This window comes from Pseudomonas sp. Marseille-Q1929 (assembly GCF_017316265.1).
GTDB lineage: Bacteria > Pseudomonadota > Gammaproteobacteria > Pseudomonadales > Pseudomonadaceae > Aquipseudomonas.
Genome location: NZ_JAFLWU010000002.1, coordinates 212,189 through 231,845 on the forward strand (window position 1 = coordinate 212,189; position 19,657 = coordinate 231,845).

The 19,657-nt window shown below is 61.8% G+C and carries 21 protein-coding genes; 6 read left to right on the forward strand and 15 right to left on the reverse strand.

All coding sequences use genetic code 11. The features are described from left to right. The first annotated feature begins 51 nt into the window (after positions 1-51). A complete protein-coding gene (tagQ, locus tag J1G37_RS04375; RefSeq protein WP_207040331.1) occupies positions 52-987 on the forward strand; it encodes a type VI secretion system-associated lipoprotein TagQ in 936 nt (311 codons plus the stop codon). A gap of 123 nt (positions 988-1,110) precedes the next feature. After that, the gene (locus J1G37_RS04380; protein ID WP_010207528.1) at positions 1,111-1,485 is read left to right on the forward strand and encodes a hypothetical protein; all 375 of its coding nucleotides are present in this window, start codon (positions 1,111-1,113) and stop codon (positions 1,483-1,485) included. 130 nt (positions 1,486-1,615) lie between these two features. Here J1G37_RS04380 and J1G37_RS04385 read toward each other — a convergent pair whose 3' ends face one another. From J1G37_RS04385 to exbB, 6 genes are all read right to left on the reverse strand, one after another. After that, positions 1,616-3,016 carry an aminoacyl-tRNA deacylase and HDOD domain-containing protein gene (locus J1G37_RS04385; RefSeq protein ID WP_207040332.1) on the reverse strand — a complete coding sequence of 467 codons (1,401 nt, stop codon included), beginning with the start codon at positions 3,014-3,016 and terminating at the stop codon, positions 1,616-1,618. 77 nt (positions 3,017-3,093) lie between these two features. Next, positions 3,094-5,169, reverse strand: a complete 2,076-nt coding sequence (gene recG / locus J1G37_RS04390; protein WP_207040333.1) for an ATP-dependent DNA helicase RecG — start codon at positions 5,167-5,169, stop codon at positions 3,094-3,096. Positions 5,170-5,177: 8 nt separating this feature from the next. Beyond that, a complete protein-coding gene (locus tag J1G37_RS04395; RefSeq protein ID WP_017735750.1) occupies positions 5,178-6,098 on the reverse strand; it encodes a hydrogen peroxide-inducible genes activator in 921 nt (306 codons plus the stop codon). A gap of 170 nt (positions 6,099-6,268) precedes the next feature. Continuing rightward, complete coding sequence (locus tag J1G37_RS04400; RefSeq protein ID WP_207040334.1) at positions 6,269-7,015, reverse strand: energy transducer TonB; 747 nt, start codon at positions 7,013-7,015, stop codon at positions 6,269-6,271. Continuing rightward, a complete protein-coding gene (gene exbD / locus J1G37_RS04405) occupies positions 7,012-7,437 on the reverse strand; it encodes a TonB system transport protein ExbD (RefSeq protein WP_017735752.1) in 426 nt (141 codons plus the stop codon). The genes J1G37_RS04400 and exbD overlap by 4 nt, the downstream gene beginning before the upstream one ends. Before the next feature lie 6 nt (positions 7,438-7,443). Next, entirely contained in the window at positions 7,444-8,427 is a 984-nt protein-coding gene (exbB, locus tag J1G37_RS04410; RefSeq protein ID WP_207040335.1) for a tonB-system energizer ExbB, read from the reverse strand. Positions 8,428-8,615: 188 nt separating this feature from the next. Here exbB and J1G37_RS04415 point away from each other — a divergent pair, with 188 nt between their 5' ends. Continuing rightward, complete coding sequence (locus J1G37_RS04415; protein WP_207040336.1) at positions 8,616-9,467, forward strand: SDR family oxidoreductase; 852 nt, start codon at positions 8,616-8,618, stop codon at positions 9,465-9,467. A gap of 125 nt (positions 9,468-9,592) precedes the next feature. Here J1G37_RS04415 and J1G37_RS04420 read toward each other — a convergent pair whose 3' ends face one another. The 7 genes from J1G37_RS04420 to J1G37_RS04450 form a co-directional block, all read right to left on the reverse strand. After that, positions 9,593-10,315, reverse strand: a complete 723-nt coding sequence (locus tag J1G37_RS04420) for a hypothetical protein (RefSeq protein ID WP_207040337.1) — start codon at positions 10,313-10,315, stop codon at positions 9,593-9,595. 73 nt (positions 10,316-10,388) lie between these two features. Further along, positions 10,389-11,132, reverse strand: coding sequence for a hypothetical protein (locus J1G37_RS04425; protein WP_207040338.1), 744 nt, complete (start codon positions 11,130-11,132; stop codon positions 10,389-10,391). Between the two features lie 56 nt (positions 11,133-11,188). Continuing rightward, the gene (locus J1G37_RS04430; protein ID WP_003176922.1) at positions 11,189-11,569 is read right to left on the reverse strand and encodes a RidA family protein; all 381 of its coding nucleotides are present in this window, start codon (positions 11,567-11,569) and stop codon (positions 11,189-11,191) included. A gap of 39 nt (positions 11,570-11,608) precedes the next feature. Further along, the gene (gene spoT / locus J1G37_RS04435; RefSeq protein ID WP_017735756.1) at positions 11,609-13,714 is read right to left on the reverse strand and encodes a bifunctional GTP diphosphokinase/guanosine-3',5'-bis pyrophosphate 3'-pyrophosphohydrolase; all 2,106 of its coding nucleotides are present in this window, start codon (positions 13,712-13,714) and stop codon (positions 11,609-11,611) included. A 60-nt stretch (positions 13,715-13,774) separates the two neighbouring features. Continuing rightward, a complete protein-coding gene (gene rpoZ / locus J1G37_RS04440) occupies positions 13,775-14,038 on the reverse strand; it encodes a DNA-directed RNA polymerase subunit omega (RefSeq protein WP_017735757.1) in 264 nt (87 codons plus the stop codon). Between the two features lie 167 nt (positions 14,039-14,205). Beyond that, entirely contained in the window at positions 14,206-14,826 is a 621-nt protein-coding gene (gene gmk, locus J1G37_RS04445; RefSeq protein WP_207040339.1) for a guanylate kinase, read from the reverse strand. Between the two features lie 10 nt (positions 14,827-14,836). Beyond that, on the reverse strand, positions 14,837-15,700 hold the full coding sequence (locus tag J1G37_RS04450; RefSeq protein ID WP_207040340.1) for a YicC/YloC family endoribonuclease: 864 nt from the start codon (positions 15,698-15,700) through the stop codon (positions 14,837-14,839). A gap of 176 nt (positions 15,701-15,876) precedes the next feature. Between J1G37_RS04450 and rph the strand changes: the two genes are divergently transcribed. Together rph and J1G37_RS04460 are read left to right on the forward strand one after the other, a co-directional pair. Beyond that, the gene (rph, locus tag J1G37_RS04455; RefSeq protein ID WP_017735760.1) at positions 15,877-16,599 is read left to right on the forward strand and encodes a ribonuclease PH; all 723 of its coding nucleotides are present in this window, start codon (positions 15,877-15,879) and stop codon (positions 16,597-16,599) included. 23 nt (positions 16,600-16,622) lie between these two features. Beyond that, positions 16,623-16,991, forward strand: a complete 369-nt coding sequence (locus tag J1G37_RS04460; RefSeq protein ID WP_017735761.1) for a DUF4870 domain-containing protein — start codon at positions 16,623-16,625, stop codon at positions 16,989-16,991. Between the two features lie 58 nt (positions 16,992-17,049). On the opposite strand, the gene J1G37_RS04465 is transcribed toward J1G37_RS04460, so the two are convergent. Beyond that, positions 17,050-17,829 (reverse strand): exodeoxyribonuclease III, encoded by a 780-nt coding sequence (locus tag J1G37_RS04465; protein ID WP_003195493.1) that lies wholly within the window; start codon positions 17,827-17,829, stop codon positions 17,050-17,052. Between the two features lie 82 nt (positions 17,830-17,911). Between J1G37_RS04465 and pyrE the strand changes: the two genes are divergently transcribed. Then, positions 17,912-18,556 (forward strand): orotate phosphoribosyltransferase, encoded by a 645-nt coding sequence (gene pyrE / locus J1G37_RS04470; RefSeq protein ID WP_057723313.1) that lies wholly within the window; start codon positions 17,912-17,914, stop codon positions 18,554-18,556. A gap of 186 nt (positions 18,557-18,742) precedes the next feature. Here pyrE and argB read toward each other — a convergent pair whose 3' ends face one another. Next, positions 18,743-19,648: an acetylglutamate kinase gene (argB, locus tag J1G37_RS04475; RefSeq protein ID WP_017735763.1), complete on the reverse strand. Its 906-nt coding sequence runs from the start codon at positions 19,646-19,648 to the stop codon at positions 18,743-18,745. Positions 19,649-19,657 lie beyond the last annotated feature (9 nt).

Here is a 19,657-nt window from a genome sequence, read left to right on the forward strand (position 1 = left end):
CAGGCGGCGTTGGGCCGTGCTGGGCAAGTCAAACTAAAAGAGAACACACCTATGCTTTTTTCCCGTAAGGCGGTTTCCAAGCGTCACTTGTTGTTGATCGCGGCCGGCTTCAGCACCGTGCTGACTGGTTGCGCCACGTCGCCGGCGTCCAAGGTCGCGTCGAGCACCAAGGTCGAGTACTACCCGAACTGCTATGAGCCGGTACAGCACCTGCGCAGCACCGATTCGGACATGACCAAGTCGGTCGTCACCGGTGCCGCCCTCGGCGCAGCCGGTGGTGCACTGCTGGGCGCACTGACCGGCGACTCCGACAAGCGCGGCCGCAACGCGGCAATCGGCGCAGCGGGCGGCGCCCTGGCGGGTGGCGCGGCGGGTTACTACACCGAGCGTCAGAAGCAGATCAGCGATGACAACCAGCGCATTGCGTCCTACGCCACCGACGTCAACAAAAGCGCGTCCGACATCGACCGCAGCACCGCCTACGCCAAGGCGTCGCAGCAGTGCTACCAGAGCGCGTTCACCAAGCTGGTCAATGACCGCAAGGCCAAGACCGTCAACGACACCGAAGGCCGCAAGCGCCTGGCGGAAATCGTCGCGGGCCTGAAGGAATCCAACGACCTGATCGTTGCGGTCAACGGCAAGGCCGCCGAGGACCTGAACAACTACAACCAGGCGTACGAAAAAGACCTGCAACAAGTCAGCGTGCAGCGTGCTGACGTGGTCACCGTGGCCACGGCCGACACCGCAGCGGTGGTCGCACCGGCGGGTAAAGCCAACAAAGGCAACAAAGTCGTCAAGCCACCAAAAAAGCCACCACTGCCAGTGGTGCCGCGTGAAGCGGTCGATACCGAGAAAAGCTTCCAGACCGTGAAAGTCAGCCAGGCTGAAAGCAAGAAGGTCGCCAGCGCCGGTAAAGCGCAGATCGAAGGCACTTGCCGCGATCCGAACCTGACCGACTGGGCGCCGGTCCCTTGCCCTAACGTTTAAGTAACATGCTGCTATAAGCGTCAAACGCCTGCCGATCTTCCGTTAAAGCGCTAGATCGGTGGCGTTCTTTTTGCAAATCGTTAAACTGCTGCGGCCACTCAATAATTACCCGAGGCCGTGTGCATGAAATTTCGTCTTCTCCTGTGGGTGCTGGGCCTGATGATGGGCAAAGCCAGCCGCACCAACCCTGCCTTCCAGCAACAGCTGGGCGATAAAGACCTGGCCTTCCAGTTGCAGACCCTCGACGGCAAGGTTGCCCGTCACTTCATCGTCAAAGACCAACGCATCACCAGCCGTTCGGGTGTTCACCCGTCGCCGGCGTTTGCGATTGCGTTCAAGGATGCCGCCTACGGCTTCGCCACTATGCAGGCGAAGAACAAGCAACTGGCGTTCATGACGGGGATTCAGGACAAGTCGATCCAGATCAAGGGCAACCCGGCGCTGGTGATCTGGTTCCAGGGGTTGACCAAGTATTTGAAGCCGAAGAAAAAGAAGTAGGCTTTCAGGTAGACCGAGGTGGATTCTTCGCGAGCAAGCCCGCTCCCACATTCGACCGCATTCTCATGTTGGAACTCGGTTAAATGTGGGAGCGGGCTTGCTCGCGAAAGCGGTCTGACAGGCTACAGAATTAGGCCTGGCTGAACTGGGAGGCCAGTTCGCGCAACAGCACCTCGGCATCCAGCACCTTGCCCACCACTTCCTCCGCCTTGTCCCGGGTCAAGCCCAGGCGCTCAAGCAGTTCATCGGGAATGGCTTCGTCCGGCCCGGAACCGATGCCCCGGCTACGCAACAAGCGCACCGCCAGGCACACCAGGTTCGGGTATTCAGCGTATTGGCCGTCATAGGTCGGGTCGTGCTGGAAGCGCAGCGCCGTGGACAACTCGTCCGGCATGTCCCAGTAACGCATCAGCCAGGCGCCGATCTGTTCGCGGCTGATGCCCAACAAGTGCTGTTCCACGTAGCTGTGGCACAGGTGCGGGTTGACCTCCAGGTGACGGCAGATCAGCGAGAAGTGCGGCGGGAACACGTGGGCCAGCAGCAGGTAGCCAAAGTTGTGCAGCAGGCCGGCGAGGTAGGTCAGGCCGGCTTCCGGGCGCTGGGCGCGGGGCATGGCGCGGGTCAAGCCTTCGATCACGGCGGCGGTGTAGATCGACTGGTGCCAGTAAGGCGTGGACTGGTGCGGGTGGTCCTTGGGCAGGCTCAGGGTCTTGCCCAGGGCCAGGCCCAGCGCGAGGTTGATCACCAAGTCGAAGCCCAGCACGCGGACGATGGCGTCTTCCACGGAACGAATCTTGCCCGGCGAGGCGTAGTACGGCGACGCGGCCCAGCTCACCACTTGGGCGGCGAGGGCGGGGTCGGTTTCCACCACGCCAGTGATGTCATCGATGGTGGCATTGGGGTCGACGCGCAGCTTGATGATCTTCTGCGCGGTGTCGGCCAGCGGCGGAATCTCGATGGTCGCTTCCAGGCGCTGCTGGATGCGGCGGGCAGTGAATGCCTGCATCGCCTGGGTGATTTCCTCACGGTCATCATTGGGGCGGTCGAGGTTCGGGCGGATGTTGCTCAGGGGCTCGCCGAACTGGGCGGCGCTGGCCTTGGTGAGCATGCTTTTGAAGTGCTCGCTGGCGATCTCCAGCAGCAACCCGGCTTCACCCGAATGCACCAGCAGGCTTGGCTCGTTGAGCAGGCTGCCTTCGTACAGGCACGGCGAGCTGGTCAGCGCCGGCAAGCCGGGCAGCAGGGCCAGGTCGTGCTTGCCGAGCATGCGTTCGACACGCTCTGGCGACACGGCTGTCAGGCGGCGCCCGGTGAGTTCGGCGAGGCGGTTGAGGTCGAGCAGTTGGTTCTGCGGGAACAGCACCATCAGAGCGCCCACAGCATCTTCCAGCAACACCGCCTGAACCTTTCGTGCAGGGTTCAAGCCCGGGTGTTCGGCGACTTCCGTGTAGGGGATGGCGAGCTTTGCGAGCAGAGCCTGAATGACCGGCGGGGCGGTCAGTGGGGCTGTGGCGAGGGCTACTTCTGACATGGCCTGATCCAATTTCTTACAGTCAACGGAGTATAACCAGCTTGGTACAGCTGTTGGTCGTATAAGTGAGTCAGGCGTCACACTTGGCCGTATTGCTGCCCATGTCGGAGCCAGCGGTCCAGCAGTGGGCTGACATGTTCCGGCCAGCGTTCCAGCAAGGCTTGCGCGGCATCGCGCACCGCGGGCAACAGGTCGGCGTCGCGCATCAGGTCGGCGACCTTGAATTGCAGCAGGCCGGTCTGGCGGGTGCCAAGCATTTCGCCGGGGCCGCGCAGCTCGAGGTCTTTTTCGGCGATGACAAAACCGTCGTTGGTCTCGCGCATGATGCCCAGGCGCTGGCGACCGATTTGTGACAGCGGCGGGTGATACAGCAGCACGCAATGGCTGGCGGCGCTGCCCCGGCCAACGCGGCCGCGCAATTGGTGCAGTTGGGCGAGGCCCAGGCGCTCGGGGTTTTCGATGATCATCAGGCTGGCGTTGGGTACGTCCACACCGACTTCGATCACGGTGGTGGCCACCAGCAGTTGCAGGTTGCCGGCCTTGAACTCGGCCATCACGGCGGCTTTTTCCGCAGGCTTCATGCGACCGTGGATCAGCCCGACCTTGAGTTCGCCGAGGGCGCTGGTGAGGTCTTCATAGGTGGTCTCGGCGGCCTGGCAGGTCAGCTCTTCGGACTCTTCAATCAGCGTGCACACCCAGTACGCCTGGCGGCCTTCGGCACAGGCGCCGCGCACGCGTTCGATCACTTCGACGCGGCGGGTGTCAGTGACCAGCACGGTGTTGACTGGGGTCCGGCCGGGGGGCAGTTCGTCGAGGATCGAGGTGTCGAGATCGGCGTAGGCGCTCATCGCCAAGGTGCGTGGGATCGGCGTGGCGGTCATGATCAGCTGGTGCGGGTTCATGCGCCCGCCCACGCCTTTCTGGCGCAGGGCCAGGCGTTGTTGCACGCCGAAGCGGTGCTGTTCGTCGATGATCACCAGGGCCAGGTTCTTGAACTTTACTTCGTCCTGGAACAGCGCGTGGGTGCCCACCACCATCGGTGCGCCGCTGGCGATTTGCTCCAGTGCCGCTGCGCGGTTCTTGCCCTTGAGCTTGCCGGCCAGCCACGCGACTTCCAGGCCCAGGGGTTCGAGCCAGCGCTTGAAGGTGATGAAGTGCTGCTCGGCGAGAATCTCGGTCGGCGCCATCAAGGCGACTTGGTAACCGGCTTCCAGTGCTTGCAGGGCGGCGAGGGCGGCGACCACGGTTTTACCCGCGCCCACGTCGCCCTGGATCAGGCGCAACATGGGTTCTTTCTGGCTGAGGTCGTAGGCGATTTCATTGCCGACGCGCTGCTGCGCACCGGTCGGCGCAAAGCCGAGGTTGGCCAGGTATTGCGCGGGCAGCTTTGTGGCCTTGGGCATTGCGGGCGCACGCAGGGAACGCATGCTTTCGCGCAGGCGTTGCTGGGACAGTTGGTGCGTCAGCAGTTCTTCAAAGGCCAGGCGGTGCTGGGCCCAGTGGTGACCGAGGGCCAGCTCGTCCACATCGGCGTCGGCCGGCGGGTGATGCAGGTAGCGGATCGCATCGTCCAGCGGCGCCAGTTGATAGTCGCGGGCCAGCTCCAGCGGCAGCCAGTCGGGCAGGCTTTTCGGGCCGAGCATTGTCAGGGTCTGCGTGCACAGTTGGCGCAGGCGCTGTTGGGTCAGGCCTTCGGTGAGCGGGTAGATCGGCGTGAGCGTGGTGTCCACCGGTGGCGGTTCGTCGCCGGTGATGGCGCGGTATTCCGGGTGGTAGATCTCCAGGCCCGAAGCACCGGGGCGCGCTTCGCCGTAGCAACGCACGCGGGTGCCGCGCTTGAGGCCTTCCTTCTGCGCATTGCTGAAATGGTAGAAGCGCAGGCTCAGGCCGCCGGTGCCGTCTTGCAGGCGTACCACCAGGCTGCGGCGCTTGCCCATGACGACATCGGCGCCGCTGACGGTGCCTTCGACCACCGCATCCTGCCCAGGGCGCAAATGGCCGATGGGCACCACGCGGGTGCGGTCCTGGTAGCGCAGGGGCAGGTGAAACAGCACGTCCTGGAGATTCTCCAGGCCAACCTTGGCCAACTTCTCCGCCATGGCTTCACCGACACCCTTGAGTGCCGTCACCGATACCTGCGACAGCTCAGTCATACGCGGGCTTAGCTCGCAACGGGCGGCTTGGCCACCGAGCACAGGCGGATCGAGTCGGCGAGGATCTCAATGGCTTTGGGCCGTGGGAAGCTGGCACGCCAGGCGATGGCCACGGTGCGGAACGGCACTGGCGGCGTCAGCGGGCGCACTTCGATCACGCCGGGGGCGTAGTGATGGCTGTCCACTGCCGACAAGGGCAGGATCGAAATGCCCAGGCCGGAGGCGACCATGTGGCGAATGGTTTCCAGGGAGCTGGATTCCACGGTGGTGTGCTTGGCGCCGTCGTTGCCCTTGGTCAGGGTCGGGCAGGCTTCCAGTACCTGGTCGCGGAAGCAGTGGCCTTCGCCGAGCAGCAGCAGGCTCTTGTCGTTGAGCAGGGCGGCGTCAATGGAGGCTTTTTGCGTCCACGGGTGGTTGGCCGGCATCAGCACCTGGAACGGCTCGTCGTAGAGCGGCAGGGTCAGCACGTCAGCCTCGTGGAACGGCAGGGCGATGATGATCGCGTCCAGCTCGCCGTTGCGCAGTTTGTCGCGCAGCACGTGGGTGAAATTTTCTTCGATATACAGCGGCATCTGCGGCGCGACGCGGTGCAGTTGCGGGATCAGGTGCGGAAACAGGTACGGGCCGACGGTGTAGATGGCGCCGACTTTCAGCGGTGCGGTCAGCTGGTTCTTGCCGGCCTGGGCCAGCTCGCGAATGCTCTGCGCCTGCTCCAGTACTTTCTGCGCCTGGGCAACGATGCCTTCACCGACGGGAGTGAGGCGCACGGCGCTTTTGCTGCGCTCGAAAATCAGCACACCGAGTTCGTCTTCAAGCTTTTTCACACCCACCGACAGCGTCGGCTGGCTGACGTGGCAACGCTCGGCCGCGTGGCCGAAGTGCTGTTCTTGGGCGAGGGTCACGATGTAGCGTAATTCTGTAAGAGTCATAGCGGGCGTCCATGAGGTTGCGGGCCAAGCATAACGGCTGCAATCGATAGACGCACGTTATCAGAAGTTTGCTGGGGATTGAGCGGGGAATGGCGGGGATTTTGTGGGAAAGGGATTTTATGCGGTGATGAAATCAAATGTGGGAGGGGTTTGCCCCCTCCCACATTGTCTTAGCGGCGTTTCTCGATGTTGTACACGAACGGTGCAACGATCTCGATGCTGCCACCCTTGAGCATGTCGGCCGGCGGCTTGGGCAGTGGCTGGGCACGACGGATCATGTCCAGGGTCGCACGGTCCAGGTCGGCGTTGCCGGAGCGGCCCACCAACTCGTAGGACAGCACGTTGCCTTCACCATCGACCACGAAGCGCAGGCGGTTCAAGCCTTCCTTGCCACGGGCCTGGGCGCCGGGCGGGTACTTCTTGTACTTCTGCAAGTGCGCTAGCAGGGTGCCTTCCCAGGAGGCCTTGGCTGCCACCTGTTGCGGCGACGGGCCAGGTACGGGCTGGGCCGATTTCTCCGCAGGCACGTTGGTCGGTGGAGCGTCGCTCGGCGGCTCTTCGGAAGGTTTCTCCTTGGGCGGCTCGACTTTTTTCTCTACCGGCTTGGGCGGCTGCGGTTTCGGTTTGGGCTTGACCGGCTTGGGCACCTGGATCGTCGGCTTGGGTGCTTCGGCCAGTTTCGGCAATGGCAGTTCTTCTACCGGCGTCGGCGGTTGCGGCGGCGTGATCACCTTCGGCGGGGCCGGAGGTGGCGGCGCGGGCATCGGTGCCAGGTCGATGACCATGGCCGCCGGCGGCAACTGCACCGTGTGCGGCGCGGACCATTGAAGCGCGATGATAATCGCGACGGCATGCACGCCCAGCACGACAGCGAGGCTTGTGCCATAACGCGTCAGTTTGTGGCGCGTCGTGATCATTTCTTGGCTGCCGTCTCAAGTCCGACCAGGCCTACCTTGAGGTAGCCGGCTGCCCGCAGGGCATCCATCACGCTCATCAGGTCGCCGTAGTCCACGCCCTTGTCGGCCTGGAAGAAGATCGTCGTGTCTTTCTTGCCCTGGGTCTTGGCGTCGAGCACCTGGCCGAGGGTTTCGGATTTGACTTCTTCTTCGCCCAGGAACAGACGCTGGTCCGCCTTGACGCTGAGGAACACCGGTTTCTCTGGCCGCGGCGCCGGCTTGGCGCTGGAGGCGGGCAGGTCTACCTTGATGTCCACGGTTGCCAGCGGTGCGGCCACCATGAAGATGATCAGCAGCACCAGCATCACGTCGATAAACGGCGTGACGTTGATTTCGTGGTTCTCGACGAGTTCGTCGTCGCCTTGATTCAAATGCAGGCCCATGGCCGATTACCCCACTTTCACCATGTGCGGTTGCGAGCTGCGCTCGGTAGGCAGGTGATCGAGGTCGCGGCTGACCAGCAGCAGGACTTCCGCCGACGCGTCCGATACCTGGGCCTTGTAGCCGGCAATCGAACGGGCGAAGACGTTGTAGATCACTACCGCAGGAATCGCAGCAACCAGGCCCAGGGCGGTGGCCAGCAGGGCTTCGGCGATGCCAGGGGCAACGACGGCGAGGTTGGTGGTCTGGGTTTTGGCGATGCCGATGAAGCTGTTCATGATGCCCCACACGGTGCCGAACAGGCCGACGAACGGTGCGGTGGAACCGATGGTTGCCAGCACGCCGGTGCCGCTGCTCATGTTGCGACCGCAGGCGGCCACCAGGCGCTCAAGACGGAAAGCCACACGTTCCTTGATGCCTTCTTTTTCGCGGGTGTTGGCCGATAGGCGCATTTCTTCCAGCGCGTCGTGCACCAGGGTGTTGGCCAGGGTGCCCTTCTTGGTCGCGCTTTCGCTCGCTTCCTTGAGGGTGGTGGCTTTTTTCAGGTGGACGATTTCAGTGCGCAGGCGACGCTTGGCGCCCAGCAGCTCGAAGCCCTTGGCGATCCAGATGGTCCAGGTGATGATCGAGGCGATGGCCAGGCCGATCATCACGGCCTTCACGACGACGTCAGCATTCTGGTACATGCCCCACGGCGACAGGTCATGGGCCATGCCCAGGGTGTTGTCTTCTTCCAGGACGACGCCGGTTTCGTCAGCGGCTGCCGGATCTGCGGCCAGGGCCGGATCGGTGGCGGCTGGGGCAACTGCTGGAGCTGCGGCAGGCGCTGCGGCAGGCGCTGCAGTGCTGTGTTCGGCAGCGGCAGGAGTGGCCGGGGCGGTGGCGTCGGCGAAGGCTGCGGTCGGAGCCAGCAGGACGCTGAACAACAGCGCGGCAATCGCGCGCCAGGCGCGGGACGTGGTTGGCGAAGCGGGGGTTGTATTACGTGTCATGCTGGCCGGACCTGAGAAGAAAAAATGGGTGATCGTCCATCAAGACCCAGGGGGCCGAGGACAAATGGGGGCTTATTATTGCAAGTAATTCTTGTTAACAGAAGTAATACAGTAACTTTATTTGTCCTTTTTCTGGCCGCCGGTCAGCTGTGAGGGCTAATCTAGACCTTTGAGAACGGAGTTTTGTGATGTCTGCGCCTTCTGTTGTGATTGCCGGTTGCGGCGATGTGGGTAGTCGGCTGGCTAGCCAATTGCTGGCCTCGGAATGGGAGGTCCATGGCCTGCGTCGCGATGTTTCGCGCCTGCCCGATGGGGTGATCGGCATTGCCGGCGACCTGTTCAACAAGGACTGCCCGGATACCTGGCCGATTGGCGGAGTGGATTACCTGGTGTATTGCGCTGCCGCGACGGACCACGACGAGGCCGGGTATCGCGCGGCTTACGTGCAGGGCTTGAAGCATGTGCTGGAGTGGCTGGACGACTACGGGCAGGCGCCGAAACACCTGCTGTTTGTCTCCAGCAGCAGCGTGTACGGGCAGCAGAACGGTGAGTGGGTTGATGAATCGTCCGACACCCAGGCACAGGGCTATTCCGGGCAAGTGATGCTGGAAGCCGAGCAAGTGGCGCTCGATAGCGGCATCCCGGCAAGCATCGTGCGCTTGACCGGCATCTACGGCCCGGGCCGTGAATGGCTACTGACCCAGGTGCGCCAGGGCTACCGCGTGGCAATCGACCCACCTTTATATGGCAACCGCATTCATGCCGACGACGCGGCGGGCTTGCTGGCCTTTTTGCTGCGGCATGTGGAGCAGGGCGGCCAGTTGGATAAGGTCTACATCGGCGTTGACGATGCACCGGCGCCGTTGGCGGAGGTGGTGGGTTGGTTGCGTGAGTATCTGGGCGTGACGGAATGGGCGGATGACGCCAGTGTGAGGCGTGCGGGGAGTAAGCAGTGCAGTAATGCGCGGGTGAAGGCTCTGGGCTGGAAACCAACTTACCCGAGCTATCGTGAAGGTTATGCGGCCATCCTAAAGGGCTGAAACGCGGTCAAAAATGTGGGAGCGGGCTTGCTCGCGAATGCGGAGTGCCAGTCACTGAAGATGTCGACTGATCCACCGCATTCGCGAGCAAGCCCGCTCCCACATTTAGATCTGTGTTTGGCCGCCTATTGTTTTTCCAGCAACCATTGGCGCGGGCCGGGCGTGAACTGGGGTACTTCATCGGCCTGTGCCGTATTCAACGCCTGGAAAATTCCCATCCGCTTACCTTTGCGCACGAAGATCCATGTGTCGCTAGCGCCAGCGCCGCTCAGGACCAGGGTCTCATTGCCAGAGCCCTGGGATCGGCAGTCACCGTCCAGGCACAGTGTGTACCTGTCTGCTTTCCCAAGCCCTGAAACACGACCCCCGGCGGTGAACATCGCCGTCGTGCCTTTCCCAGGGCCCTCGACGATACTCCACTCTCCCGCCATATAGGCTGCATTGAGGGCGTTCACGAAGGTGTTGACCCAGTTGCCCCCTGTTTTAACTATTTCGGGTGGGCGATTGAACGCATGCTGCGATGTGTGCTGGCTGGCCTCTTGGGTCAGCTGCTTGCCGTCCAGTCGCAGTTCGTCGGTAAGACCATCGCCGTAGTCCACAGTCCACGTGTCAGCAGCTTTTCTCAGCAGTTGGCCCTCAGCCATCTCAAAGCCGTTACGCACTTGTGCCTTGCCCATCCGAGTGTCGATGTGCCATTCCAGGGGTGTGCCGTGGATGTTCAATGGTTGGCCCAGCGAGGTGGCGTCAATGATCGGCTGGTTGATCCATATCCCATCGATATCCGTTTCTGGCGGTGTATGCACACAGCCACCCAGCAGCAAAAGGCCGATGGTAAGTAATGCGCGCATGGGGCAATCCTCTGGTGGGCTAACCAGGGCGCAGACTAAAGAAAAAGGAGCCCGCGGGCTCCTTTGTTCTGTATCACTGTCTTTCCAGCAGCCACTGCCGAGGCCCCGGGGTAAATGAAGGCACTTCATCCGCCTGCGCGGTATTCACCGCCTGGAAGATTTCCAACTGCCCACCCTTGCGCACAAAAATCCACGGATTGCCCTGGCCATTCAGTTGCAGCCAGATGCTGTCATAGCCGCCGCTCATGGAGGCGCAATCACCCGCCAGGCACAGCGAGTACTGATCAGCGTTGGGCAGGCCGACGACCTTGCCGTTGGCCTGGAACTGCACGATGGCGCCGTTGCCGAAGCCGTCGGTGATCTTCCAGTCGCCACCCAGGTATGCCGCATACAGCGCCCGTTCGAAGTTGGCGCCCAGTGGCGCACCTTCCGGGGCTGGCTCTGCGGGGCGGGCGAACAGCTGTTCAGGCTCATTGTCGTTGGCCGCTTGCAGCAGTTGTTTGCCTTTGCGCTTGAGTTCGGTGGCGGAGCTGCCATAGAAATCCACGCTCCAGGCGCCCGATTGCTCGCCGAGCAACTTGCCTTCCGCTACTTCAAAACCGTTGTAGTAGCGCGCCTGCGCCGCCTTGGTGTTGACCTGCCATTCGAGGTTCGGGCCAAAGCTTTGCAGGGCTTCGCGCAAAGGGCCGCCCTTGGCTGCCGCATCGATGGCGACCTGGTTGATCCAGGTGCCGCTCACATCCAGGTCGGCGGGGTTGCTGGCGCAGCCGCCGAGCAGCAGGGTGAGCAATGATGTGGCTACAAGCGCTTTGCGCATTACGAAATCCTTCTGAAACGGAGTCGGCGCAGCCGGTGGAGGCTGCGCCGGGTGTTTTACTCGATGACCAGAATTGCGTCCATCTCAACCTGCGCGCCCTTTGGCAGAGCGGCCACGCCGATGGCGGCGCGGGCTGGGTAAGGTTGTTCGAAGTATTTGCCCATGATCTCGTTGACCTTGGCAAAGTGGCTCAGGTCGGTGAGGAAGATGTTCAGCTTGACGATGTCCTTGAACGAACCGCCGGCGGCCTCGGCAACGGACTTGAGGTTTTCGAAGACTTGCACGGTCTGTGCTTCGAAGCCTTCAACCAGTTCCATGGTCTTTGGGTCCAGCGGGATCTGGCCGGACATGTAGACGGTGTTGCCCGCCTTGATCGCCTGGGAGTAGGTGCCGATGGCGGCCGGGGCCTTGTCGCTGGTGATAACAGTCTTGGTCATTTATGACTCCTTGTAAGAGACAATGGCTGATTTGAAGGGCTATGCCCGCATACGGGTGATACGAATCACACCAGTCAAGGCGCGCAGCTTCTTGATCACGCGGGCCAGATGCACGCGGTCGTGCACGCTGACCACCAGCTGGACCACGCTGATGCGGCCATCGCGTTCGTCCATGCTGATTTTTTCGATATTGCCGTCGGCCGCATTGACGCTGCTGGCCAGCAGGGCGATCAGGCCGCGCTGGTGTTCCAGCTCGACGCGCAGCTCGACGTTGAATTCGCCGGTGACGTCCTTGGCCCACGAGAGCTGGATGCATTTTTCCGGGTTGTGGCGGATTTCGGTGATATTGCGGCAGTTGTCCAGGTGCACCACCATGCCTTTGCCCGCCGACAGGTGCCCGACAATCGGGTCGCCCGGGATCGGCGTGCAGCACTTGGCGTAGCTGAGTACCAGGCCCTCGGTGCCGCGAATCGCCAGCGGGCCTTCGGGGCTCGGCAGTTGCTCGCCTTCGCCCAGCAGGCGGCGGGCGACCACGTAGGCCATGCGGTTGCCCAGGCCGATATCTTCCAGCAGGTCTTCGATGGTTTCCTGGCGGTACTCGTGGAGCATCGCTTGCACGCGCTCGGCCGGGATCTTGTCGAGGGCGCTGTCGAAACCGTTGAGCACCTTGTTCAGCAGGCGTTCGCCCAGGCTGATGGACTCGGAGCGGCGCTGCAGCTTCAGGGCGTGGCGGATATGGGTGCGCGCCTTGCCGGTGACCACGAAGTTGAGCCAGGCCGGGTTCGGGCGTGCGCCCGGTGCGCTGACGATCTCTACCGTGGAGCCGCTTTGCAGCGGCTCGGACAGCGGCGCGAGACGGCGATTGATCCGACAGGCGATGCAGCTGTTGCCCACATCGGTGTGCACCGCATAGGCAAAGTCGACCGCCGTGGAGCCTTTGGGCAGCTCCATGATCCGGCCTTTGGGCGTGAACACGTAGACCTCGTCCGGGAACAGGTCGATCTTCACGCTTTCGATGAATTCCAGGGAGTTGCCGGCACGTTGCTGCATCTCCAGCACGCCTTTGACCCACTGGCGCGCGCGGGCGTGGGTGCCTTTTGGCTGCTCGTCGCCGCTGGACTTGTACAGCCAATGGGCGGCGATGCCGTTGTTGGCCATCTCTTCCATCTCGCGGGTGCGGATCTGGATCTCGATCGGCACGCCATGCATACCGAACAGCGTGGTATGCAGCGACTGATAGCCGTTGGCCTTGGGAATCGCGATGTAGTCCTTGAAGCGGCCCGGCAGGGGTTTGTACAAATTATGTACAGCGCCCAGCACGCGGTAGCAGGTGTCCACCTTGTCGACGATGATCCGGAACGCGTACACGTCCATGATCTCGTTGAAGGCTCGGCGTTTGCCGCGCATCTTCTTGTAGATGCCGTAGATGTGCTTCTGCCGGCCGCTGACCTCGCCTTCGATCTCGTCGATCGCCAGGCAATGGCTCAGGGACTCTTCGATCTTGTTGACGATTTCCTTGCGGTTGCCCCGGGCGCGCTTGACCGCCTGGTAGATGCGCGCGGAGCGCATCGGGTGCATGGCCTTGAAGCCGAGGTCTTCGAATTCGATACGAATGGCGTGCATGCCCAGCCGGTTGGCGATGGGCGCGTAGATTTCCAGGGTTTCCTTGGCGATGCGCCGGCGTTTTTCGCCGGACAGCACTTCCAGCGTGCGCATGTTGTGCAGCCGGTCGGCCAGCTTGACCAGGATCACGCGGATATCGCGGGCCATGGCCATGGCCATCTTCTGGAAGTTTTCCGCCTGGGCTTCGGCCTTGGTCTCGAAGTTCATCTGGGTCAGTTTGCTGACCCCGTCGACCAGTTCGGCCACGGTTTCGCCAAATTGTGCGCTGAGCGCTTCCTTGGCGATGCCGGTGTCTTCGATCACGTCATGCAGCATCGCGGCCATCAGGCTCTGATGGTCCATGTGCATGTCGGCAAGAATATTTGCCACCGCAAGAGGATGGGTGACATACGCCTCGCCACTGCGGCGGCGTTGGCCGTCGTGGGCTTGTTCGGCGTAGAAATACGCTCGGCGGACCAGGTTGACCTGGTCTGGGCCGAGGTAGGTCGATAAGCGATCGGCGAGGGCGTCTATGCTCGGCATAGGAATGACTCCTGCCGCATGCGTTGACCCCGCGCCGTGCTACGTCGACCAGGCATAGGCTTAGACGGCCTCGTTGGACTCGTCCTCGAACGCTGCAAACAGCGGTTCGTCTTCAACGATTTCAGCGTTGGCGATGAACTCGTAGCTCATCAGGCCTTCAGCGATTTCACGCAGGGCTACAACGGTAGGCTTGTCGTTTTCCCACTGAACCAGGGGCTCTTTGCCGCCAGTGGCCAGTTGACGGGCACGCTTGGTAGAGAGCATGACCAGCTCAAAGCGGTTTGCCACGTGGTCTAGGCAGTCTTCAACGGTTACGCGGGCCATGATATTCCTCGGAGCGGATGCAAGATGCGCGCTGCCCGGTTGGGCGAGCGGACTGAACAGTTTAAAAAATCACCAGCGTTTAGGGAAGCGCTGATTTTTCGCAAGCCTTGGTAAAACCGCTGCAAGTGCCAATGTAAAGCCCTTGCAGCCGTTTTGGGAAGAGCCAATCAGCCGAGCAGTTCAGCCAGCAATTTGCCGAAACGCTGCTGCTGGCGCTTTTGCTGGAGCTGATTGGTGCGGAAAATCGCCTTCAAATCATCCAGTGCGTGGGAAAAGTCGTCGTTGATGATCAGGTAGTCGTAGTCGACGTAGTGGCTCATTTCGCTGACGGCTTCACGCATGCGGCCTTCGATGATCTCGTCACTGTCCTGGCCACGGTTGGTCAGGCGCTGGTGCAAGGCTTCGAGGGATGGCGGCAGGATGAAGATCGAGCGCGCCTGGGGCATCAGCTTGCGCACTTGCTCGGCGCCCTGCCAGTCGATTTCCAGGATCAGGTCGTGGCCTTCGTCCAGGGTCTGCTGCAGGTGGCTTTGCGAGGTGCCGTAGAGATTGCCGAATACTTCGGCGCGCTCCAGGAAGTCGCCGTGCTCGATCATCTTGACGAACTCGGTGCGCTCGACGAAGTGATAGTGCTCGCCGTTCACCTCACCCGGGCGCATGGCGCGGGTGGTGTGGGACACCGAGATGCGGATCTGCTCGTCAGCGTCGGTCAGGGCCTTGACCAGACTGCTCTTGCCCGCGCCCGAAGGGGCGGAAATGATGTAAAGGGTGCCGGTGCTGTGGGTCATGGAGGTTGCCTTACTCAATATTCTGTACTTGTTCGCGCATCTGCTCGATCAACACTTTGAGGTTGACCGCAGCCGTGGTGCTGCGCGGGTCAAACGCCTTGGAGCCCAGTGTATTGGCTTCGCGGTTGAGTTCCTGCATCAGGAAGTCCAGGCGCCGACCGGCGGCACCGGCGGACTTGAGTACGCGGCGTACTTCAAGGATGTGGGTGCTCAGGCGGTCGAGTTCTTCGGCGACGTCGCTCTTTTGCGCCAGCAGGACCATTTCCTGCTCCAGGCGCGTCGGGTCGAGGTCGGCCTTCATGTCGGCGAAGCGGTCGAGGACCTTCTGGCGCTGGGTCGCGAGCATCTGCGGCACCAGTTCGCGCAGGGTCACCACGTCTTCTTCGATCGAAGTCAGGCGCTCGTTGATCAGGCGAGCCAGTTCGGCGCCTTCACGCTCGCGGCCGGCCTTGAGTTCCTTCAAACCCTGGGTGAACAGGGCGAGGGCTTCGGCGTTGAGGGCTTGCGGGTCGGTGGCATCGGCCACCAGCACGCCGGGCCAGGCCAGCACTTCCAGCGGGTTCAGCGCGGCGGATTGCTTGATCAGGCCGGCAATGGTTTCGGCGGCGGCGACCAGTTGCGCAGCGCGGTCGCGGTCGATCTGCAAGGCTTTGCCGGTGGTTTCCTCGGTAAAGCGCAGGGTGCATTCCAGCTTGCCACGGGAGATGCTCTGGCGCAGCGCTTCACGAACGGCGCCTTCGAGGTCGCGGAACGATTCCGGCAGGCGCAGGTGCGGTTCCAGGTAGCGGCTGTTGACCGAGCGCAGTTCCCAGCTCAGGGTGCCTTGGACGCCGGCTTTTTCGACGCGGGCAAAGGCGGTCATGCTGTGCACCATGGAGGTACCTCGCGTTGCAGGTTAAGAATGCGCAGGATTGTAGCGCAGTGGGGCGAGCACGCCCAAACAATGGGCGACAGCGTGATCATTCGTAACCGAATTTTTAGAAGTGCCCCGAATCGGCCCACGGCTCTATAATGCTCGGCAGTTTTTCGTCCTCAGTACAGGTATCCCTTATGAAACGTCCAAGTGGTCGCGTTGCCGATCAGCTCCGCTCGATCCGCATCACCCGCAACTACACCAAACACGCCGAGGGATCTGTACTGGTCGAGTTTGGCGATACCAAGGTGATCTGCACCGTCAGCGTCGAAAACGGCGTGCCGCGTTTCCTTAAAGGCCAGGGCCAGGGTTGGCTGACCGCCGAGTACGGCATGCTGCCGCGCGCCACCGGCGAGCGTAACCAGCGTGAAGCCAGCCGTGGCAAGCAAGGCGGGCGTACCCTGGAAATCCAGCGCCTGATCGGCCGTTCCCTGCGCGCAGCCCTGGACATGTCCAAGCTGGGCGACGTGACCCTGTACGTCGACTGCGACGTGATCCAGGCGGATGGCGGCACCCGCACGGCATCCATCACCGGCGCCATGGTGGCCCTGGTCGATGCGCTGAAAGTGATCAAGAAACGTGGCGGCCTGAAGGGCGGCGACCCGCTCAAGCAAATGATCGCCGCCGTATCGGTGGGCATGTACCAGGGCGAGCCTGTGCTGGACCTGGACTACCTGGAAGACTCGGCCGCCGAGACCGACCTCAACGTTGTAATGACCAGCACCGGTGGTTTCATCGAAGTGCAGGGCACCGCCGAAGGCGCGCCATTCCAGCCAGCCGAGCTGAACGCCATGCTGGCCCTGGCCCAGAAAGGCATGACCGAAATCTTCGAACTGCAGAACGCCGCACTGGCTGACTGACACCTGCCTCAAGGAGAAGCGCCATGAATGACAGCCAAATGCCGGTGCCTACGCCTTCCTACGAAGTGCGCCAGGGTGCGATGTTGTGCCATCTCGCGGCGTTTCTGGGGTTTGTATTCCCCTTCGGCAGCGTCGTCGGGCCGCTGATCCTGTGGCAGATGAAGAAGGAGTTGGACCCGTTCATTGATGATCAGGGCAAGGAAGCGCTGAACTTTCAGATCACCGTGGCCATTGCCTGGATCGTGTGCATCGTGCTGGCCTTCGCGGTCATTGGGTTCTTCCTGATGACGGCACTGGCCATCGCCGGTGTGGCGCTGACGATCATCGGTGCGATCAAGGCCAACAAGGGGATCGCCTATCGCTACCCCTTGACCTGGCGACTGATCAAATAATGAGCGCCCACAAAAAAACCGACAGCGATGTCGGTTTTTTTGTAGCTGGAAAAAGACCTCAGATGGTCAGTGTCCAGTCGTAGTCCACGATCAGCGGCGCGTGCTGCGAGAAGCGCGGCTGGCGCGGCAAGCGTGCGCTGCGCACGAACCGGCGCAGACCCGGGGTCAGCAGCTGGTAGTCGAAACGCCAACCCAGGTTGAGCATCTCAGCCTGTTCGTTGTCTGGCCACCAGCTGTACTGGTCGCCTTCGCGGCTGACTTCGCGCAGGGCATCGACATAACCCATGTTGCCGACAATCTCGTCCATCCAGGCCCGTTCCGGCGCCAGGAAGCCCGGGGATTGCTGGCTGTCGCGCCAGTTCTTGATATCCAGCTTCTGTTGCGCCACGTACAGCGAGCCACAATAAATGTACTCGCGACGTTTGCGTCGCTGTTTATCCAGGTAACGGGCGAAGTCGTCCATTAGCTTGAACTTCTGGTTCAAGTCTTCATCGCCGTTCTGCCCCGAAGGAAGCAGCAAGGTCGCGATGCTGACCTTATCGAAATCGGCTTGCAGGTAGCGCCCGTAGCGGTCGGCTGTCTCGAAGCCGAGGCCGCTGATGACCGCCTTGGGTTGCAACCGCGAATACAAAGCCACGCCACCTTGGGTGGGCACTTCGGCATCGCAGGCATAAAGGAAGTAGCCATCCAGTTGGAAGGCTGGGTCGTCCAGTTCAAAGGCGGAGGCGCGGGTATCCTGCAGGCAGATGACGTCGGCATTCTGGGCTTGCAGCCAACTGAGCAAACCACGCTCGACTGCAGCCTGAATACCATTAACGTTCACACTGATGATCCGCATAAATGGCCCCAAAAATCGCGTGCGTGTATGATACACGCCGTCTAACTAATTAGCTAAATCCGTGGTATCTGAGGCTTTTTTCATGCAGGCGTATCAACGCGATTTCATTCGTTTTGCCATCGATCGCGGCGTTTTGCGCTTCGGTGAGTTCACTCTCAAGTCCGGGCGCACCAGCCCGTACTTCTTCAACGCAGGCCTGTTCAACTCGGGTTCGGCCCTGGCTCAGCTGGGTCGTTTCTACGCGGCGGCCATCGTTGAAAGCGGTATTTCCTTCGACGTGCTGTTCGGCCCGGCCTACAAGGGCATCCCCCTGGCCGCCGCAACCGCCGTGGCGTTGGCGGAACATCATGGGCAGGATCTGCCGTGGTGCTTCAACCGCAAGGAAGCCAAGGCCCATGGCGAAGGCGGCAGCCTGGTGGGCGCGCCGCTCACCGGCGATGTGCTGATCATCGACGACGTGATCACTGCTGGCACTGCGATTCGTGAAGTGATGCAGATCATTGCTTCCCAGGATGGCGCCAAGGCTGCTGGCGTGCTGATCGCGCTGAATCGCCAGGAGCGTGGCAACGGTGAGTTGTCGGCGATCCAGGAAGTGGAACGCGATTTCGGCATTCCGGTGGTGAGCATCGTGTCGTTGAACCAGGTGTTGCAGTTCCTGGAAGATGATCCGCAGCTCAAGCAGCATTTGCCGGCGGTCAAGGCGTACCGCGAGCAGTTTGGCGTCTGACACCGGTCCCTCTGTGTAAGAGGGCTTGTGTGGGAGCGGGCTTGCTCGCGAATGCGGTGGGTCAGAAACATATCCAGTGACTGACACTCCGCATTCGCGAGCAAGCCCGCTCCCACATTTGGACCGTGTACAAATAAAAAGCCCCCGATCAATTCAATTGAGCGGGGGCTTTTTGGTTTTCGGTGTTTAAGGACGCTTGCGGTTACTGATCAGCGTACCCACACCGGTGTCGGTGAAGATTTCCAGCAGGATTGCATTCGGTACCCGGCCATCGAGGATCAGCGAGCTGCCCACGCCGCCTTGCACTGCTTCCAGCGCGCAGCGGATCTTCGGCAGCATGCCGCCGTAGATGGTGCCGTCGGCAATCAGCTCGTCCACTTGTTGCGTGGTCAAGCCAGTCAACACCTTGCCTTCCTTGTCCATCAGGCCAGCGATGTTGGTCAGCAGCATCAGCTTTTCAGCCTTCAGCGCTTCCGCCACCTTGCCGGCTACCAGGTCGGCGTTGATGTTGTAGGACTCGCCGTTGGCGCCCACGCCGATGGGCGCGATTACCGGGATGAAGTCACCCTTGACCAGCAGGTTCAGCAGGTCGGTGTTGATGCCGATCACTTCGCCCACCTGGCCGATGTCGATGATTTCCGGCTGGGTCATCTCCGGCGTCTGACGGGTGACGGTCAGTTTTTTCGCGCGGATCAGCTCCGCGTCCTTGCCGGTCAGGCCGATGGCGCTGCCGCCGTGGCGGTTGATCAGGTTGACGATGTCCTTGTTCACCTGGCCACCGAGGACCATCTCCACCACGTCCATGGTCTGCGCGTCGGTCACGCGCATGCCATCGATGAAGTGACTCTCGATCGACAAGCGCTTGAGCAGGTCGCCGATTTGCGGGCCGCCACCGTGGACCACCACCGGGTTGATCCCCACGGCTTTCATCAACACGATGTCGCGGGCAAAGCCGGTTTTCAGCTCTTCGCTTTCCATGGCATTGCCGCCGTACTTGATCACCAGCGTCTTGCCGACATAGCGTCGAATGTAAGGCAACGCTTCGGAAAGGACCTTGGCGGTGTTGGCAGCGGCTTCGCGTTCGAGGGTCATTCAGGGCTC

Excerpts from the sequence above, each read along its gene's own strand:
- pyrE (WP_057723313.1), top strand. The coding sequence starts at position 17,912 with ATGCAGGCGTATCAACGCGATTTCATTCGTTTTGCCATCGATCGCGGC.
- spoT (WP_017735756.1), bottom strand. The coding sequence starts at position 13,714 with ATGCCGAGCATAGACGCCCTCGCCGATCGCTTATCGACCTACCTCGGC.
- J1G37_RS04425 (WP_207040338.1), bottom strand. The coding sequence starts at position 11,132 with ATGCGCAAAGCGCTTGTAGCCACATCATTGCTCACCCTGCTGCTCGGC.
- recG (WP_207040333.1), bottom strand. The coding sequence starts at position 5,169 with ATGACTGAGCTGTCGCAGGTATCGGTGACGGCACTCAAGGGTGTCGGT.
- gmk (WP_207040339.1), bottom strand. The coding sequence starts at position 14,826 with ATGACCCACAGCACCGGCACCCTTTACATCATTTCCGCCCCTTCGGGC.
- J1G37_RS04450 (WP_207040340.1), bottom strand. The coding sequence starts at position 15,700 with ATGGTGCACAGCATGACCGCCTTTGCCCGCGTCGAAAAAGCCGGCGTC.
- tagQ (WP_207040331.1), top strand. The coding sequence starts at position 52 with ATGCTTTTTTCCCGTAAGGCGGTTTCCAAGCGTCACTTGTTGTTGATC.
- J1G37_RS04400 (WP_207040334.1), bottom strand. The coding sequence starts at position 7,015 with ATGATCACGACGCGCCACAAACTGACGCGTTATGGCACAAGCCTCGCT.
- exbD (WP_017735752.1), bottom strand. The coding sequence starts at position 7,437 with ATGGGCCTGCATTTGAATCAAGGCGACGACGAACTCGTCGAGAACCAC.
- J1G37_RS04460 (WP_017735761.1), top strand. The coding sequence starts at position 16,623 with ATGAATGACAGCCAAATGCCGGTGCCTACGCCTTCCTACGAAGTGCGC.
- rph (WP_017735760.1), top strand. The coding sequence starts at position 15,877 with ATGAAACGTCCAAGTGGTCGCGTTGCCGATCAGCTCCGCTCGATCCGC.
- rpoZ (WP_017735757.1), bottom strand. The coding sequence starts at position 14,038 with ATGGCCCGCGTAACCGTTGAAGACTGCCTAGACCACGTGGCAAACCGC.
- J1G37_RS04465 (WP_003195493.1), bottom strand. The coding sequence starts at position 17,829 with ATGCGGATCATCAGTGTGAACGTTAATGGTATTCAGGCTGCAGTCGAG.
- exbB (WP_207040335.1), bottom strand. The coding sequence starts at position 8,427 with ATGACACGTAATACAACCCCCGCTTCGCCAACCACGTCCCGCGCCTGG.
- J1G37_RS04395 (WP_017735750.1), bottom strand. The coding sequence starts at position 6,098 with ATGACTCTTACAGAATTACGCTACATCGTGACCCTCGCCCAAGAACAG.
- J1G37_RS04415 (WP_207040336.1), top strand. The coding sequence starts at position 8,616 with ATGTCTGCGCCTTCTGTTGTGATTGCCGGTTGCGGCGATGTGGGTAGT.
- argB (WP_017735763.1), bottom strand. The coding sequence starts at position 19,648 with ATGACCCTCGAACGCGAAGCCGCTGCCAACACCGCCAAGGTCCTTTCC.
- J1G37_RS04380 (WP_010207528.1), top strand. The coding sequence starts at position 1,111 with ATGAAATTTCGTCTTCTCCTGTGGGTGCTGGGCCTGATGATGGGCAAA.
- J1G37_RS04420 (WP_207040337.1), bottom strand. The coding sequence starts at position 10,315 with ATGCGCGCATTACTTACCATCGGCCTTTTGCTGCTGGGTGGCTGTGTG.
- J1G37_RS04430 (WP_003176922.1), bottom strand. The coding sequence starts at position 11,569 with ATGACCAAGACTGTTATCACCAGCGACAAGGCCCCGGCCGCCATCGGC.
- J1G37_RS04385 (WP_207040332.1), bottom strand. The coding sequence starts at position 3,016 with ATGTCAGAAGTAGCCCTCGCCACAGCCCCACTGACCGCCCCGCCGGTC.